At 66.2% G+C, this 15,960-nt stretch carries 14 protein-coding genes and 1 riboswitch; of the genes, 9 read left to right on the top strand and 5 right to left on the bottom strand.

Annotation, left to right across the window (positions count from 1 at the left end):
* Positions 1-2: 2 nt before the first annotated feature.
* Positions 3-1,616, bottom strand: coding sequence for an FG-GAP-like repeat-containing protein (locus AC1DDG_RS19595; protein ID WP_476877372.1), 1,614 nt, complete (start codon positions 1,614-1,616; stop codon positions 3-5).
* Positions 1,617-1,858: 242 nt separating this feature from the next.
* Between AC1DDG_RS19595 and AC1DDG_RS19590 the strand changes: the two genes are divergently transcribed.
* The 7 genes from AC1DDG_RS19590 to AC1DDG_RS19560 all read left to right on the top strand — a co-directional run bounded on the left by AC1DDG_RS19590 (position 1,859) and on the right by AC1DDG_RS19560 (position 9,315).
* The gene (locus AC1DDG_RS19590) at positions 1,859-3,583 is read left to right on the top strand and encodes a multicopper oxidase family protein (protein WP_476877371.1); all 1,725 of its coding nucleotides are present in this window, start codon (positions 1,859-1,861) and stop codon (positions 3,581-3,583) included.
* A 1-nt stretch (position 3,584) separates the two neighbouring features.
* Entirely contained in the window at positions 3,585-4,397 is an 813-nt protein-coding gene (locus tag AC1DDG_RS19585; protein ID WP_476877370.1) for a hypothetical protein, read from the top strand.
* Between the two features lie 10 nt (positions 4,398-4,407).
* On the top strand, positions 4,408-5,112 hold the full coding sequence (locus AC1DDG_RS19580; protein WP_476877369.1) for a LacI family DNA-binding transcriptional regulator: 705 nt from the start codon (positions 4,408-4,410) through the stop codon (positions 5,110-5,112).
* A gap of 429 nt (positions 5,113-5,541) precedes the next feature.
* Complete coding sequence (locus AC1DDG_RS19575) at positions 5,542-6,450, top strand: ABC transporter ATP-binding protein (protein ID WP_476877368.1); 909 nt, start codon at positions 5,542-5,544, stop codon at positions 6,448-6,450.
* Positions 6,450-7,361 carry an ABC transporter permease gene (locus AC1DDG_RS19570; RefSeq protein ID WP_476877367.1) on the top strand — a complete coding sequence of 304 codons (912 nt, stop codon included), beginning with the start codon at positions 6,450-6,452 and terminating at the stop codon, positions 7,359-7,361. The genes AC1DDG_RS19575 and AC1DDG_RS19570 overlap by 1 nt, the downstream gene beginning before the upstream one ends.
* Positions 7,362-7,394: 33 nt before the next feature.
* Entirely contained in the window at positions 7,395-8,795 is a 1,401-nt protein-coding gene (locus AC1DDG_RS19565; RefSeq protein ID WP_476877366.1) for an LLM class flavin-dependent oxidoreductase, read from the top strand.
* Between the two features lie 4 nt (positions 8,796-8,799).
* On the top strand, positions 8,800-9,315 hold the full coding sequence (locus AC1DDG_RS19560) for a flavin reductase family protein (RefSeq protein WP_476877365.1): 516 nt from the start codon (positions 8,800-8,802) through the stop codon (positions 9,313-9,315).
* An 86-nt stretch (positions 9,316-9,401) separates the two neighbouring features.
* Here AC1DDG_RS19560 and AC1DDG_RS19555 read toward each other — a convergent pair whose 3' ends face one another.
* Positions 9,402-10,013 carry a GNAT family N-acetyltransferase gene (locus AC1DDG_RS19555; protein WP_476877364.1) on the bottom strand — a complete coding sequence of 204 codons (612 nt, stop codon included), beginning with the start codon at positions 10,011-10,013 and terminating at the stop codon, positions 9,402-9,404.
* Between the two features lie 216 nt (positions 10,014-10,229).
* On the opposite strand from AC1DDG_RS19555, the gene AC1DDG_RS19550 reads away from it, so the two are divergent.
* Complete coding sequence (locus AC1DDG_RS19550; protein ID WP_476877363.1) at positions 10,230-10,832, top strand: NADPH-dependent FMN reductase; 603 nt, start codon at positions 10,230-10,232, stop codon at positions 10,830-10,832.
* A gap of 15 nt (positions 10,833-10,847) precedes the next feature.
* Here the strand turns inward: AC1DDG_RS19550 and AC1DDG_RS19545 are convergent, their stop codons facing one another.
* A complete protein-coding gene (locus AC1DDG_RS19545) occupies positions 10,848-11,858 on the bottom strand; it encodes a bile acid:sodium symporter family protein (protein ID WP_476877362.1) in 1,011 nt (336 codons plus the stop codon).
* Between the two features lie 161 nt (positions 11,859-12,019).
* Here AC1DDG_RS19545 and AC1DDG_RS19540 point away from each other — a divergent pair, with 161 nt between their 5' ends.
* A complete protein-coding gene (locus AC1DDG_RS19540; protein ID WP_476877361.1) occupies positions 12,020-13,159 on the top strand; it encodes a GGDEF domain-containing protein in 1,140 nt (379 codons plus the stop codon).
* A gap of 161 nt (positions 13,160-13,320) precedes the next feature.
* On the opposite strand, the gene AC1DDG_RS19535 is transcribed toward AC1DDG_RS19540, so the two are convergent.
* Complete coding sequence (locus AC1DDG_RS19535) at positions 13,321-14,139, bottom strand: hypothetical protein (RefSeq protein WP_476877360.1); 819 nt, start codon at positions 14,137-14,139, stop codon at positions 13,321-13,323.
* A 3-nt stretch (positions 14,140-14,142) separates the two neighbouring features.
* A riboswitch (cyclic di-AMP (ydaO/yuaA leader) is annotated at positions 14,143-14,331 on the bottom strand.
* Between the two features lie 121 nt (positions 14,332-14,452).
* On the bottom strand, positions 14,453-15,955 hold the full coding sequence (locus AC1DDG_RS19530) for a SulP family inorganic anion transporter (protein WP_476877359.1): 1,503 nt from the start codon (positions 15,953-15,955) through the stop codon (positions 14,453-14,455).
* Between the last annotated feature and the right edge of the window lie 5 nt (positions 15,956-15,960).

The following is a 15,960-nucleotide window of genomic DNA, read 5'->3' as shown; positions in this document are numbered from 1 at the left end:
CATCAGCGGACGAGCGTGCGGATGCCGCCCCAGCCTGTCCCGATGGTGCCCGGTGCTCCCCACCGGCCCAGGCCCAGCGGGTAGTAGCGCAGCGCGCCGTCGTGGAACAGAACGGTCAGGCCGCGGGTGCCGGCTCCCTGAAAACTGTAATTGGCGGTGATGCTGCGGGCGCTCCAGCCGGTGCCGATTTGCGGGCGGGCTTCGCTCAGGAAGTTGCCCCTCCCGTCCTGGCGGTAGAGGCGGAGAATCCCGTCCCGGCCGGAGGCCAGCAGATCCGGGCGTCCGTTGTTGTCCCAGTCCGCGATGGTGAAGTTGGAAACGTTGCCCCATCCGCTGCCCACCAGGCGCCGGGTGCCCAGCCCGCGGCCTGCGGGGTTGTCGTATAGCCACAGCTTGCCCGCGGCGTCGCGCGCCAGAACACCCGGATACCTTCGTGAGGTGTCCCAGGTCCCGGCCGTGATGGTCAGCTGCTGCCACCCGCCGGCCCCTGCGGTAGACGGCGCGCCGAAACCGCCGGCCGGCCGGCCGGGGTAAACGGTCAGCGTTCCGTTGGGCCACTGCGCCAGCAGGTCCAGGGTGCCGTCACGGTTCCAGTCCACCTTTGAGACGGAGCGCGCAGATCCCCACCCTTTGCCGATGGCCGCGCGCTGGCCGAGGCCGCCATTGCCCAGGGCGGGGTAGTTCCACAACGTGCCATCCGGTGCCACGGCCAGAACATCGGAGCTGCTGTGGATAGAGGCAAGCGACTTGCCGGCAGTGTCCGAGGGCCCTGTCCTTGACGCGGAACGGAAAACGTCGCCCACCGCGCCCATGACGATTCGGTCCCCGGGCCGGCTGGTCCGGAGGAGACGGGTCACGGTGGAGAGCGTGGTGGAGATGCAGCCGGCGGACGGAACCTTTCCGGCGTGGAAGAAGATGGCGTACGAGGCTCCCTGGATGGTGGAGGCATCGGGAAGTCGGTTGTAATTAATCACCGCGGCCTGCTCGTAGTAGCCCTGGTTCATGAAGGTCCACAGGTTTTCGTCCGCCGGCCCGCCGGCACCTTCAAAGTACTGGTTGTAAGTACTCCCGCGCTCGCCGCCCCAGCGCGAGGACGGTTTGATGGTGCGGTACCTCAAAGCCGTGCCCGGATTCCGCCGTCCCAGGGCCTCGGTGACGGTAAAGGACCCTGTGGGTGAGCGGTTGGTGTCTTCCCACGCCTTTCCAGGTGCGGAAAAGCCGTTGATGCCTGCGAATCCCGTGGTTTGCCATTCAGTGCTGTACCCGGATGCTGTTTTCACGCAGCTGGTAATGGCCACTTGGGTGCGGTTCCGGTCCGTGGCGGTCGCAAACGTGACACGCGGGGCGCCGTACGTGTTGAACTGCACCTGCCCTGCGGTGAGCCGGGAGCAGGCGTTGTAAACCTGGACTGCGTATACCTGCGCCGCGGGGACCTGGGTTGCGTATACCTGGGCCGCGGGGACCGTAGCGGACTGGGCGGCGGGAACGTTACCCGCCGCCAGGATGGTGACCACAGCGGCAGCGATCAAAGTGGCCAGCCGCCGCGCCCGGTGCGACGGAGCGCGGCGTGACGGAGCGCGGTTTGCCGGAGCCCGGTGCGATGGAAAAAGCGTCAATTTATCCCCCAAATAAATGCGCGGCAATGCCGCGCGGCAATGCCGCGCGGCTTTGTCCGCGCCAGCGGATGTCCCCAATCTAAACCACCAATTCGGGTGGGCACGCCTGCACACCGAATTCCTCCCCCAAGGTTTTCAGAAGTCCGTTGGCGCACCATGGCTGTGTTCCACACCACAGGCAGTTGTGCAGGAAACTCGCGGCCGGTGTTCCTTCGAACACCGCACAATTCTTGGAGGAAGTCATGGCAACACGGAGAGACGTGCTGAAACTGAGCATGCTTGGCGGCGCTGTTGCCCTCACCGGGACCAACGGCGGCGCCGCCCTGGCCGGTGTGCCGGCAAAGGGCGGCGCGGACGATGCGGGATCGACGCCGATCACCACGCCCAGCAGGCTCGCGGCGAGCAACACGCCGGTTCCGTACAGTGCAACGTTCCGCCGGCCTCCCGAGTTGCTCCCCTACTCGACCGGCAGGGACCCCAACGGCCAGCTCTTCGCGAAGTATTCGCTGTCGCAAAAGCTGGGCAAGGCCCAGATAGCCCCGGGACTCTCCACCACGATTGCTGGCTATAACGGGACGTTTCCAGGCCCGACGATCCGCGTTCCGCAGGGCACCCGGACCGAGGTGCGGATCAGCAACCGCCTGCCGGCGCAAGGCCTGCTGTACACGGAGCCGTTCAACACCGTCACCCACCTGCACGGCTCGGCCTCGCTGCCGCAGTATGACGGGTATGCCAATGACCGCACGGCTCCGGGCAAGGTGAAGAACTACCACTACCCGAACTGGCAGGCTGCCCGAACGCTCTGGTACCACGACCACAACCACATGCTCACCGCCCAGGGTGTGTACTCCGGCATCGCGGCCATCTACGCCCTCTCGGACAAATATGAGCAGGCGCAGCTGCCGCAGGGCGAGTTCGACGTGCCGATCCTGGTCTCTGACGTGATGCTGAACGCGGACGGTTCCCTCGGCTACAACGACAACGGCCACGCCGGGCTGTGGGGCGACATCATCACGGTCAACGGCGTGCCGTGGCCCACCATGAAGGTCAAGCCCAGGATCTATCGCTTCCGCTTCCTGGTCGGCTCGATCACCCGGTCCTACCGGTTCGCCCTGTCCACCGGTGATCCGTTCTACGTGGTGGGCACTGACGCGGGCATGACGCCGAAGGTCCAGGCGGTTCCGTCCTGGCGGCAGGGCACTGCCGAGCGGTACGAGGTGCTCATCGACTTCCGGAAATACAAGCCCGGGCAGACCGTGGAGCTGCGGAACCTGAGCAACAAGAACAACGTGAACTTCGCCAACACCGGCAAGGTGATGAAGTTCCAGGTCGTGGCCAACTCCCCTTCCCCGGCAGGATCCAGGAGCATCAGCGCCATCCCCTCGACGCTGGACATCGGCGCACACCCCACAAAGGCCGCGGGCGGGATCGAAACCATGGCACTGACCCCCGACATGGCCGTGGCCAAGAGAATCCTGCGGGTCCAGCGCAAGGGCGGAGAGTGGACCATCAACGGCGAAACGTGGGACACCGTGGAGAAGTCCAACTTCACCCGGTGTTTCGCGAACCCACAGCGCATGCAGGTGGAGCAGTGGACCATCGTCAACGAATCAGGCGGCTGGTTCCACCCGGTCCACATCCACCTGATCGACGGAAAGATCATCGGCCGGAACACGAACGGCGGCAAGCCCTTCGCCTGGGAGGGCGGCCCGAAGGACGTGTTCTACGCGGGGGAGAACGAATCGGTCACCGTGCTGATGCAGTTCGACACCGGCAAACACCTGGGCGGCCGCTACATGGTCCACTGCCACAACCTGGTCCACGAGGACCACGACATGATGGTCCAGTTCGCGGTCGGAGACCTCAGGAACAACGACCCCATCAACGCAGACAAGCCCGTCTGGGAAACGAAGCCCGAAGGGTCCTACGCATCAAAGTACAAGGCCGCCTACCCGGCAGGAACGTGACATGAACCGAATTCTCCTCATCGCCCCGGCAGTGCTGCTGTCCCTCTCGCTCAGCGGCTGCACCGGCGGGGTCCAGTCCAACCCGTCAGCCACCCCGGCCCCAGCCGCCTCTTCGTCTGCGGCCGCCGCAGCAGACCAGGTGCTGGCCCAGGCGGAGGAGGGGCAGGACCTGGGCAATGGCCGGCCGGTGGTCAGCAATGACGGGCTGATGGTGCGCCGCCTCGTGGTGATCGCCGTCCACTCAGAGCTGGACGCCGACGTCGCGGGCATCCGCAAGAAGCTGGAAGCGGCCGCGGGGAACACCAAGCTTTCCAACATCTCCCCGGACGTGCTCGAGCCCGCGGTGCTCCAGCAGGTGGTGCCCGAAATCATCGTTGCACTCCCCGCCACAGCCACGCTCGACGACGGCCGCGCGATCGTGAACCGAGCCACCCAACAGGGCACCGGGAAACTTGGCGTCAACAACTTCTTCGTCCTCTCGGCCCTGGTCCACGACCTCCGGTTCAGCGTGGGCTCCGCCAACCCCACGGCATTGTCGGCGGCCGTGGACAGGGAGGGAATCGTCTCCGACGCGCTGGGGAACTATGACACCGACATTAAGGACGGACAGCTCAGCATCAGCTACACGGGACCGCTCCTGGGCGATGAAATCGTCCAGAGTGTCCGTACCGGCATCGCACGACCGGCCCACGCGGCGGCGACCACCGTTACAGTGGGCCCGAGGTCCACGACGGGAACCGGTGTGGACATGTCCATCGAGCCGGAGTGGGATCCGGAACAGCTTGCACCCATTGCCGACCACCCGCACAAATGACGGCTGCAAAATGAAGCTTGGATCGAACCCCACTATCCGCGACGTTGCCAACAAGGCCGGGGTCTCCCTGACCACTGTGTCCTACGTGCTGTCCGGAAGACACGGCGGCACCACCCGGATCAGCCAACCAACCCAGGACCGTGTACTCGCCGCCGCAGCCGGCCTGGGCTACGTGGCCAACAAAGCGGCCCGCGGGATGCGGCTGGGCCGGACCGACGTGATCGCCATTGCCGTCGGTGACCTGGAATGGCCTCCGGACCGTGCGCTGGCCACGGCCGCCTCGGCCATCCTCCCGAAGCACGGTTACCAGTCGGTCATCATGCTCGGCGAGGCGTGGCGGCAGTTCATGCTCGCGGGCTGCGCGGACGGGATCATTGTGGCGGGCCTGCCGCGGGACGCCCATGAGGACGCAACCGTCACCGAGCTGGCCAGGCGAGGAGTCGCGCAAGTCGTCATTTCGACGGCAATGCAGCCGGCCGGTTTTGATGTTCTGGTTCCCGGCGCCGCCCAGCAGGCGTCATCCGCCGCGGGTTCGGAATCGATTCCTGAACGGGCCGTCGCCATGCTCGTGGACCGGTTGGTGGGAAACGCACCGCCCGACGGCGTCCGTGTCGCAGCACCGCGTCGGCTGACGCTGCGCGGCACCTCACTGGACGTTTACCGTGCGGTTCCGTCCGCCGTCGACGCCTTCTCCTCCCGGATCGCCCGCACCTAGGCGCGAACGGGGCCTCAAGTTTTCGTTCGCGCTCAAGCTGGCGCTGTGCCTCGACGCTGCCGCGTAACAATCAACGTTGGGCGCCTCCCTTGCCCAGCCGGCCCCGGGGTGGTGCGTTTTATGACGGCTCCTGTCACATGCCGTAGCGGTACTTAGTCCCGGCGTCACAATGGCCCCTTGGCGGGCCGGAGCGCCCGAACTCAGCGGCTCAGAAGTCTCTGCGCGTCGCCCTTCTTACGGACTGTTGCCCTGTGTGTCCGCCCCGGCCCGTGACCGCCCGGACGGCTCCGGGCGGCAGCGCATTACGCCCGGTTTCCCCGCGTGAACAGGCCCTTCAGGCGCGCATTCATCTCTGTTCTGATGGTGGACAGAAGCCAACCACCGGCACCATCACGAATCTCAGACGACCTGCTGAAGGGAACCCCCGACATGACCTCCGGTACCGGCCCCACACCGAAAATAAGCCTCGAGAACATCACCAAGAAATTCACTGTACGGCCGACCAAGGAGAACCCCGAGGGGTCCGTCCTGACGGCACTCGACGGAATCTCCCTGGACGTGTCCGCCGGCGAATTCATTACCCTCGTAGGCCCGAGCGGCTCCGGCAAGACCACACTCCTTGACCTCCTTGCAGGCCTGACCAAACCGGACACCGGCAGAGTCCTCGTGGACGGCAGGGAAGTCACGGGACCGGGCCGGGACCGCGCCGTCGTCTTCCAGCAGTACGCACTCTTCCCGTGGCGCACGGCGGCAGCGAATGTATCCTTCGGGCTTGAAGGAACGGGCAGCAACGGCAAGCGCTACAGCCGCAAGGAGCGTGCAGAAAAGGCCCGCGAATATCTGGACCTCGTAGGCCTGGGTGGTTTTGAGGACCGGTACCCCCATGAGCTCTCCGGCGGGATGAAACAGCGGGTGGCCATCGCACGTAGCCTGGCCTATGAGCCGGACGTCCTGCTCATGGACGAGCCGTTCGCGGCACTGGACGCCCAGACGCGCGAGCAGCTTCAGACGGAACTGCTGCGCATCTGGGCCACCACCGGAAAGACCATCATTTTCATCACCCATGGCATTGACGAAGCCGTTTACCTGGGACAACGCGTGGCGGTGCTCAGTTCCCGGCCTGGCCGGCTCAAGCAGATCGTCGACATCGACCTCGGAGACCGGTCCGGGGATGAGGATGTCCGCTCCAACGCGGCGTTCGTTGAGCACCGGCACAAGGTCTGGTCGCTGCTTCACGACGAAGTCCGGCGGGCACAGGAAGCCGGGCACGTCAAGATCCAGCCGGACGGTTCAGCGCCGGACGAAGCAAGGAACGTCTCCACCGGAAAGGCAGCATGATGAGCACTCCGACACTGATAAAAGATCCAAACACCCTGGCCGCGCCGGCCCCGTCCCCGGCGACCAAAAGACGGGGAATCAAGGCGCGTTCCTGGGCTCCGAATACCGGCGCAGCCCGGTTCCGCTCAGGTGCCAGGCGCGCTGGCCGGGGCATCTGGGGCTCCGGCGCCATCATCCTGTTCCTGCTGCTCTGGGAACTTGGCCCCGTCTACCTGGCGCCGGCCTCGACACGCGTATTCCTGCCGCCGCTGCATGTGGTGCTTCAGGCCCTGGCCCGCCTGATCGAGAACGGACAGCTGCAGAGCCACCTGGCAGCGAGCCTTACCCGCTCGGCCAGCGGCTTCGGCATCGCCGTGGTGGCGGCCGTGGCCCTTGGCCTGCTGGTCGCCTGGTACCGGTCGCTGGACCAGTTCCTGAATCCCCTGCTGGAAGTCTTCCGGAACACGGCCGCGCTGGCGCTGCTGCCGGTCTTCACACTGCTCCTGGGGATCGGGGAAATATCAAAGATCAGCATCGTGGCCTACGCCGCATTCTTTCCGGTGCTGCTGAACACCATCGCCGGCGTGCGGACCGTGGATCCGCTGCTCATCCGCGCCGCCCGGTCCCTCGGGCTGTCCAACTTCCAGCTCTTCCAGAAGGTCATCCTGCCCTCTGCCGTGCCCACCATCTTCACGGGCATCCGGATGGCCGGGACATCCTCCATCCTGGTGCTCATCGCGGCCGAAATGGTGGGTGCCAAGGCCGGCCTGGGCTACCTGATCGTGAATTCGCAGATGAGCTTCCTCATCCCGGACATGTATGCGGGGATCCTGACCGTTTCGCTGCTCGGCCTGCTGGTCAACTACCTGCTGGTCGCCGTCGAACGTCATTTCTCCCGCTGGCGCACCGCCGTCGGATCCCAGGCCGCCTGAGCGGCGTCAGACTCTTCGAAAAGGAACCAAGCCATGACAAAACCATCCAAGCGCGAAGCCGACGGCGGACGCCAGCTGCACCTGAACGCGTTCCTCATGAGCACCGGACACCACGAGGCATCGTGGCGGCTCCCGGAAAGCGACAGCTTCGCGGGCACGCAGGTGGCGAACTTCCAGCAGCTGGCCCGGACGGCCGAGCGCGGAACGTTCGATTCAATCTTCTTCGCCGATTCGCCGGTGCTCCATGGTGATGTTGGCCAGCGACCCTACGGCACGCTCGAGCCCACGCTGCTGCTCAGCGCCATCGCGGCCGTCACGGACCGGATCGGGCTGATCGCCACCGCCTCCACCACCTACAACGATCCTTACAACCTGGCCCGGCGCTTTGCCTCACTGGACCACATCAGCGGCGGCCGGGCCGGCTGGAACGTGGTGACCACAGCCGGCGAGGCCGCCGCGCGGAACTTCTCGCTGGAAGACCAGCCGGCGCACTGGCGACGCTACGAGAGGGCGGCCGAATTCCTGGACGTTGCGCGGAAGCTCTGGGACAGCTGGGAGGACGATGCGCCGGTAGGGGACAAGGCAGCCGGCGTCTGGGCGGACAGCTCCCGTGTCCATGCCGTGAACCATACCGGCCGGTACTTCCGGATCCAGGGACCGCTGGACGTGCCCCGTCCGCCGCAGGGCCATCCGCTGATCGTCCAGGCCGGTTCCTCAGAGGACGGAAAGGACTTCGCGGCCCGCTACGCCGAGGCAGTCTTCACAGCGCAGCAGACGCTGGCGGAAGCCCAGCGGTTCTATGCGGACCTGAAAAGGAAGACCGCCGCCGTGGGAAGGGACCCGGAGACGATCAAGATCCTGCCGGGCATCGTCCCCATCATCGGCTCCACCGAGCAGGAAGCACGACGGCTGGAACGCCAGCTCGACGAGCTCATCCACCCCGAGCACGCGCGGAAGCAGCTGGCAGGCGTCCTGAGGGTTTCCCCGGAGTCCCTCCCGCTGGACGCCCAGCTGCCGGAAGACCTCCCCTCGGAGGATGAGATTGAGGGGGCCAAGAGCCGGTACACGCTGATCGTGGAGCTTGCGCGGCGGGAGCGGCTGACGGTCCGCCAGCTCATTGGGAGGCTTGGCGGGGGCCGCGGCCACCGCACGTTCTCCGGCACGCCGGAGCAGGTGGCCGACGCGATCCAGGAATGGTTCGAGAAGGGCGCGGCGGACGGGTTCAACATCATGCCGCCGGTGCTTCCCTCCGGGCTGGACGCCTTCGTGGACCACGTCATCCCCATCCTGCGCGCACGCGGGCTGTTCCGGCGCAAGTACACCGGGCGCACGCTCCGTGAACACTACGGGCTGGCCCGGCCGGCGAACACCTTCGCGGAAGCCGTTGACCTATCCGAACTGACGGGAAGAGAACTCCTTGTTTCTGAATCGTGAGCCCTTGAACCGTGAGCCTTTGAAGGGTGATCTGGACCCGTCCTCGCTGCGCGAAGCCTTCGGCCACGTCCCGTCGGCCGTAGCGGCGTTGTGCACCCTCGTGGACGGGGCTCCGCAGGGAATTGTGGCGTCGACCTTCACCGTGGGCGTGTCATTGGACCCGCCGCTGGTGATGTTTGCCGTGCAGAACAGCTCCCGCACCTGGCCGCTTGTCCGGGCAGGCGGGCGGATCGGAGTCTCGGTGCTCGCTGCTTCCCAGGGCGACGTCTGCCGCCAGATTGCGTCGAAATCGGCGGAGCGCTTCGCCGGCGTCGACATCACCACCACCGGGCCGGGGGCAGTATTCCTGAACGACGCCGGGCTCTGGCTCGACTGCTCGGTGGAAAGCGAAGTCCCCGCCGGCGACCACTCGGTTGTCCTGCTTCGCGTCCACGGAACATCGGTCCGGGACAACAGCGGCGATCCGCTGGTCTTCCAGGGCTCTGAGTTCCGGAGCCTCGAGCAGCCGAGCTACGTCTAGCTATTGGTGCTTCCGGGCATGGGCTTCGCCTTACTTGACCAAGGGGCCGGAGGCGAAGCCTACGCCGGCGGGAACCAGCCGGAAAGCTAGAAGTCGATCCGCATTACTACCCGCCGGAGGGTGGGCCTGCTGACCTCGGTGAATCCGGCCTCGGCGAAGATGCTTCGGCTGCCGACGTAGAGCTCGCCCCAGCTGAACTCCTGCCCCGGCTGGGTGATCATCGGATAGCCTTCGATCGCACGGGCGCCGCGCTCGCGGGCGAAGTCGACGGCGGCACTCGCCAGTGCGCGGCTGATGCCGCGGCGCCGGAAGCCGGTGCGGGTGACGAAGCAGGTCACGGCCCAGACGGCGTCGTCGTTTTTGTCTTCGGTCCGGTCTGCCCACGGGACGCGCATCCGGAGCAGGCGCACATATGCCGGGCGGGGCTCCACCGCGCACCAGCCGGCGGGTTCGCCGCCGAGGTAGGCGACGAGCCCGGTCGTGGCACGTTTCTCTGGACTTCCGCAGCCGGTCTGCGCGCGGAGCCGCCCGGAGCGTTCCTCGACGGGAACTGAGCGCCAGTCCTTGTCCCGGATTTTGAACCACTGGCATTGGCATCTGGAGGCCTCGCCGCGTTGGCCCATGACCGCCTGAAGATCATCCCAGGGCGTTTCATTGGCGGGCACCACCCGGATTCCCGCATCCGCCCCATTGGTCATCTGTATTGCACCGCCTCCCCAGGACCGACCGCCTCTACGAAACCGGCCGCTTCCCCGTGGCCGGTGGTAACGACGTTGCCAGCGCCGTCCGCGGACGTCAATATCCCCGGAGGTCACCGCGCTGCCCAGCGTCGGGAGGAAGCCCCGGGAAGAACCGCCCCCGGCCGTTTGTTAAGTCAATGTGGCAAGCAAACAGTTCCGGAGGGGAGACCTGCCATGACAAGGATCGCGATCGTTCTTGGAAGCACCCGGCCGGGCCGGCTGGGAAAGCCGGTGGCGGACTGGGTCATGGCGCGCGCCGCCAAACGCACTGACGCCCGGTTCGAACTCCTTGACGTGGCCGACTACGACCTCCCGCTGCTCGACGAACCGCTCCCGCCGTCCCTGGGCCACCACGACCAGGAGCACACCAAGGCGTGGGCAGACGCCGTGACCCGGTTTGACGGCTACATCTTCGTGACCGGCGAATACAACCACTCGATTCCCGGTGCGCTCAAGAACGCCCTGGACTACCTCTACGAGGAATGGAACAACAAGGCGGCCGGCTTCGTCAGCTACGGCAGCGCGGGTGGAATCCGCGCCGTGGAGCACCTGCGGGGCGTGGCTGCTGAACTCCAGATGGCCGACGTCCGAGCCCAGGTAGCGCTGCCGCTGGCCACGGAATTTGAGAACTACCGGACCTTCACGCCCTCGGAGGCGGCGGAAAAGAACCTGGAAAGGCTGTTCGGCCAGGTGGTCGCCTGGGCTGGGGCGCTGAAGGCGCTTCGCAAACCCGCCGCGGATCCCGGGAACCGTCCGCACTTGGCGGCGTCTGCTTAAGCGTCCGTTTTGCCTTTAGGAGTCGCGCAGCGGCTTCCGGGCGAGCCACGCGGCCACGATCGCACCGGAGATGTTGTGCCACAGCGAGAACACGGCCGACGGCAGCGCCGCCAGCGGGCTGAAGTGGGCGGTGGCGAGCGTTGCGGCCAGGCCCGAGTTCTGCATGCCCACCTCGAAGGCCAGCGCCCTGCGGGCCTTGTCGTCCAGGCGCCCCAGCTTCCCGGCAAGGTATCCCAGCCCCAGCCCGAAACCGTTGTGCAGAACCACGGCGAGGAACACAATGCCCCCGGCGGCCACGATCTTGCTGGCGCTGCCAGCCACCACCACTGCCACAATCAGGGAAATTACGACGGCGGACGCCCACGGAAGTGCCGGCAGTGCCTTTGCGACGAGGTTCTTGAGGAACAGCCGCGCCAGCAGCCCGGCGATGACCGGCAACAAAACCGTCTTGACGATGTCGAGAACCATTCCTCCGGCGTCGATGCTCAGGAACGATCCGGCGAGGAAGAGCACCAGCACCGGAGTGACGATCGGGGCGATGAGCGTCGAAACGCTGGCGACGGCCACTGAGAGTGCAACATCGCCCTTGGCCAGGAACGCCATCACGTTGGAAGCCGTGCCGGAGGGTGCGCAACCCACCAGGATCAGGCCCACGGCAAGCGCGGGCTCCAAGTGAAGCAGCTGTGCGATCAGCCAGCCCGCTCCGGGCATGATCACGTAGTGGGCAACGATGCCGAGCACCACCGCCCAGGGCCGCTTGGCCACCGCCGCGAAATCCGGCGGCGTGAGCGTCAGGCCCATGCAGAACATGATGATGCCCAGCAGGTAAGGAACGCCGGGGCCAAGCGGTTTGAACGCACCGGGGAGAAGGAAGCCCGCCACGCCGGCGGCGAGCACCAGCAGGGGGAAAACGGTCACGGCGACGCGGGCAATCTTCGCCTCCGCGGCCAGTGCCGGGTTCAGGGGCTCGACGGCGGCGTCAGCGGCGACCGGAGCGGTTTCGGGTTTTGTTGTTGCCTCAAGCATCCAATAATGCTGACACTGAATTGCGCGTCGGGGAAATTCGTGAACAGATGTCAGACAAATGTGTCGGCGCTTACAAAAATTTTGGTAAGCGTCCTGATAGTTGAGCCTTCAGCGGTGCGATACTGGGTCAGCAACGAATGGTGATTCGGGGGAGATGCGGCATGGTGCTCGACACGGCAACACTGCGGGTTGCCTTTGCCGTGATGGCTCTGGCCCTGGGTCTCTTGTTTTACTTCTCGGCTTTCCGCAGTACGCGCTCCCCGTACAGCGGCTGGTGGTGCCTCGCCTTGCTGCTGTTTCTCTCGGGTTCCGCCTGCTTTCTCCTCAACGGCACGCCCCAGCAGTGGTGGGCCAATACGTTGGGGAATATCCTGCTCGTTGCTGGTGCGTCCAGTGCCTGGGCAGGCGCGCGTTCGCTGCGAACGCCGGGATACAACTTCTGGCTCCTCACCGCCGTGCCCGTCTCCGCGGGAATAGCCTCCGCTGTTGATCACCCCGGTTCGAACATCTGGTCCGGCGGCGCCGTTTTCCTGGCGTCGATGTCCCTGATGATCGGCCTCACGGCACGCGAACTGTGGCGCTTGGAGCCGGGCTATTCAAGGGTCCGTATCCCCATGGCCATCGTGGCTGCGGGCGTGTCGGCGTTCTACCTGGGCCGGCTGGTCGTGTTTATCGCCGACGGCCCGAACAGCCCAACGTTTGTCGCCTACTTCGGGTCCGCCGTGACCACGCTTGTCACCATGGTGCTCCTGGCGGTGGTTTCGTTCAGCATGGCCGGGCTCAGTACCGAACAGCAGACGCGGGCGCTGCGAACCGTCGCCACCCAGGACGGCCTCACGGGCCTTCTCAACCGTTCGGCGTTCCTGGACAGAGCAGCCAAGCAGTTGCGCCGCAGCCCGCTGACCGAGAGCTTTGGATCGCTGATCCTGGCGGACCTTGATCACTTCAAATCCATCAATGACACCTACGGCCACGCGGCCGGCGATCTGGCGCTTCGGGCCTTCGCCGACGCCTGCCGCGCGACCGTCCGCTCAACTGACATCGTGGGCAGGTATGGCGGCGAGGAGTTCATCCTGGTGGTACCGGGGGCAAGCCCCTACCGCGCCGAGACAATCACGGCGGAGATCAGCCGCCGGCTCGCCGACGGCGCCCTGCCCGATGTGCCCAGGATGCCCACGGTCAGTTACGGCATCGCCGTGATCGAAGCCGGAACGGCAAGCCTGGACCAGCCGATCGCCGCCGCCGATGCCGCGCTGTACGAGGCAAAGTCCCGGGGGCGCAACCGCAGCGTGCAGGGCTGAGTGGGCGGGCCTGCCGAGCACGAAAGAGCCGGTGCACCGCTGCCCCCAAGGCAGCGGAACACCGGCTTGTTTCAGCGCGCAGCTCATTCCAGCGCGCGGCTCGTTGCAGCGCGCAGCTCGTTCCAGCGCGTGGCAGGAGTGCGCACAGCGAATGCGGGCTGTTAGGCGTGGGCTCGCACGAAGGTGACCGGACCCGTGGCGGTCAGCCAGGACAGCGGGTGCACCACGGTCTCGTTGACACCGTTCATGCCGCCGCTGAGGACCTTGCCTCCGCCGACGAAGATTCCCACGTGGCCGGACTGCACAACCATGTCTCCGGGCTGGGGCGTGGAGACGACGGATCCGTAGTTCATGAACTGCATCGGCGCGAGGTCGCCCACCGGAATGCCGGAAGCGCCCAGGGCCTTCTCCACCATCGCGGTGCAGTCCTGGGTGATCCCCAGCTGTGCGTAGGCGGCCGAGACCATCGAGGCGTTCACGCTGCCGGCTGCTGCTGCGTGAGCAGGAGCCTTCGCGGGAGCCGGGGCCGCCTGGACGGTGATCTTCGGAGCCGGCGCGATCTTCGGCGCCGGAGCGGCAACAGGTGCAGCAACCGGAGCGGCAGCAGGTGCCGGGGCAGCAGCGGGGGTTGCGGCGGCCGGGGCCGGTGCTTCAACCACGGGCGCTTCCACCACGGGTGCCGGGGTGGACTTCACAGCGGGGCGCTCGAAGTCGATCTTGACGCTGGCGTCCGCGCTCAGCGGCGCCTGTACCTGGCTGACGGCTTCGGGGGCCGCGGCCGGGGCCGCGTTCTTCTGGGCCGGGGCGGTGGCGGCGTTCGCTGCCATGCTGCCGGTGAAGGCAAGTCCCGATGCTGCGAGGATGACGGCGGCCTGGCGTCCCAGTCCTCCGGCGTTGGCCGTGACAGCGCGGGAGACGGAAGCGAAGCGGTTTGAACGGCCGGCCGCTGTGCGGCGGGCAGGGGTAGTGCGTGACGACATGAAGGAGCCTCTCCCGATGCCTGCGAGGTGAGCTGTCGGATTCGGATGGGAGACACCCGGCCGCGCGCCTGAACGGAATCAGGAACTGTGCGGCTTCACCCCAAGGCCCGTAGAAACAGGCCGAAAATTGGTTTCCCCGTCTCTGCCGGACATGGTCTTCGAGAGGATCCCGGGCTGCGGCAGAGTTAGGCAATCAGCGCGGGAGCGCCCTCCTCGGTGAGGAAGGCACGGTTCAACGGTACGCGAGCAAACGCCGAAAGTCACATTAAGGTAACGACACGCTGTTATGTGCGGGATTTTCGGGCTGTATGCATTAGTGCCCGGCGTTGAGTTTGCCGGCCAGCCTTTCGCGCATCTGGATGCTGGCAGAGTTCAGGCCGATCAGCTCAACCTCCCGGCCGTGGCGCCGGTACTTCTCCGTCACCGCGTCCAGTACGGCGACGGTGGAGGCGTCCCAGAGGTGCGAGGCGTGCAGGTCGATGACTACTCCGGAGATGCGCGGCTCGGCGTCCTGGGCGTAGTCGAACTGCGTGTAGAGGTCGTTGGAGGAGGCGAAGAACAGTTCGCCGTCCACGGTGTACGTGGCCACGGTCCTGCCGTTCAGCTCCACCTCGGTCCGTTCAACGGTGGCGAAGTGGGCCACGCGCCGGGCGAACATGGCCATCGCCGCGAGCACCCCGACGCCGACGCCGATAGCCAGGTTGTGCGTCGCCACCACGGTGGCCACGGTAATCACCATGACAGCGGTCTCGGACCTCGGCATGCGCTTCAGGGTCTTCGGAGCCACCGAGTGCCAGTCGAAGGTGATGGCCGAAACGAAAATCATGACGGCCACCAGGGCGGCCATGGGGATAAGCCCCACGACGTCGCCCAGCACCACCACCAGCACCAGCAGGAAGACGCCGGCCAGGAAGGTGGAGATCCGGCTCCGCGCACCGGAGCCTTTCACGTTGATCATGGTCTGGCCGATCACGGCACAGCCGCCCATGCCGCCCAGGAAACCGGTGACGATGTTAGCCACGCCCTGCCCCCAGGATTCACGGGTCTTATTGGAGCGAGTGTCCGTGATGTCATCCACGAACTTGGCTGTCATGAGTGATTCCAGCAGGCCCACGAGCGCCATGGACAGTGCAAAGGGCGCGACCACCTGGAGCGTCTCCCAGGTCAGGGGAACGTTGGGGATGAATACCGAGGGGAGGCTTTCCGGCAGCTGCCCCTTGTCCTGGACGGCGGGGACTTCGATGCCGGTAAGGACGGTGACGACGGTGAGCAGCACGATCGCCACCAGCGGCGACGGCACCGCCGTCGTGATTCGGGGAAGGCCGACGACGATCAGAAGTCCCGCTGCCACCAGCGGATAAACGAGCCACGGGACACCGATGAGTTCAGGCAGCTGGGCCATGAATACGAGGATGGCCAGCGCGTTGACGAACCCCACCATCACGGAGCGGGGGATGAAGCGCATGAGCCGGGTGACGCCGAGGGCAGCCAGCAGGATCTGGAACACGCCGGCCAGGATCACTGCGGAAATCAGGTAGTCCAGCCCGTGGCTGCGCATCAGCGGGGCGATCACCAGGGCCACGGCACCGGTGGCTGCCGAGATCATGGCGGGCCGGCCGCCCACGAAGGAGATGGTCACGGCCATGGTGAAGGAGGCGAACAGGCCGATCCGGGGGTCCACCCCGGCGATCACCGAGAAGGCGATGGCCTCCGGGATCAGGGCGAGAGCCACCACGAGGCCTGCCAGCGCCTCGGTTTTGAGGCGGCGCGGGGAGCGGAGTGTTGCCCGGACGGACTGGAGCTGTTCGGGTTTCATGGTCC

It is taken from the genome of Arthrobacter sp. 10L430 (genome assembly GCF_056395245.1).
Note: the sequence above shows the minus strand (reverse complement) of the source record. Positions and strands in the feature narration are given on the sequence as shown.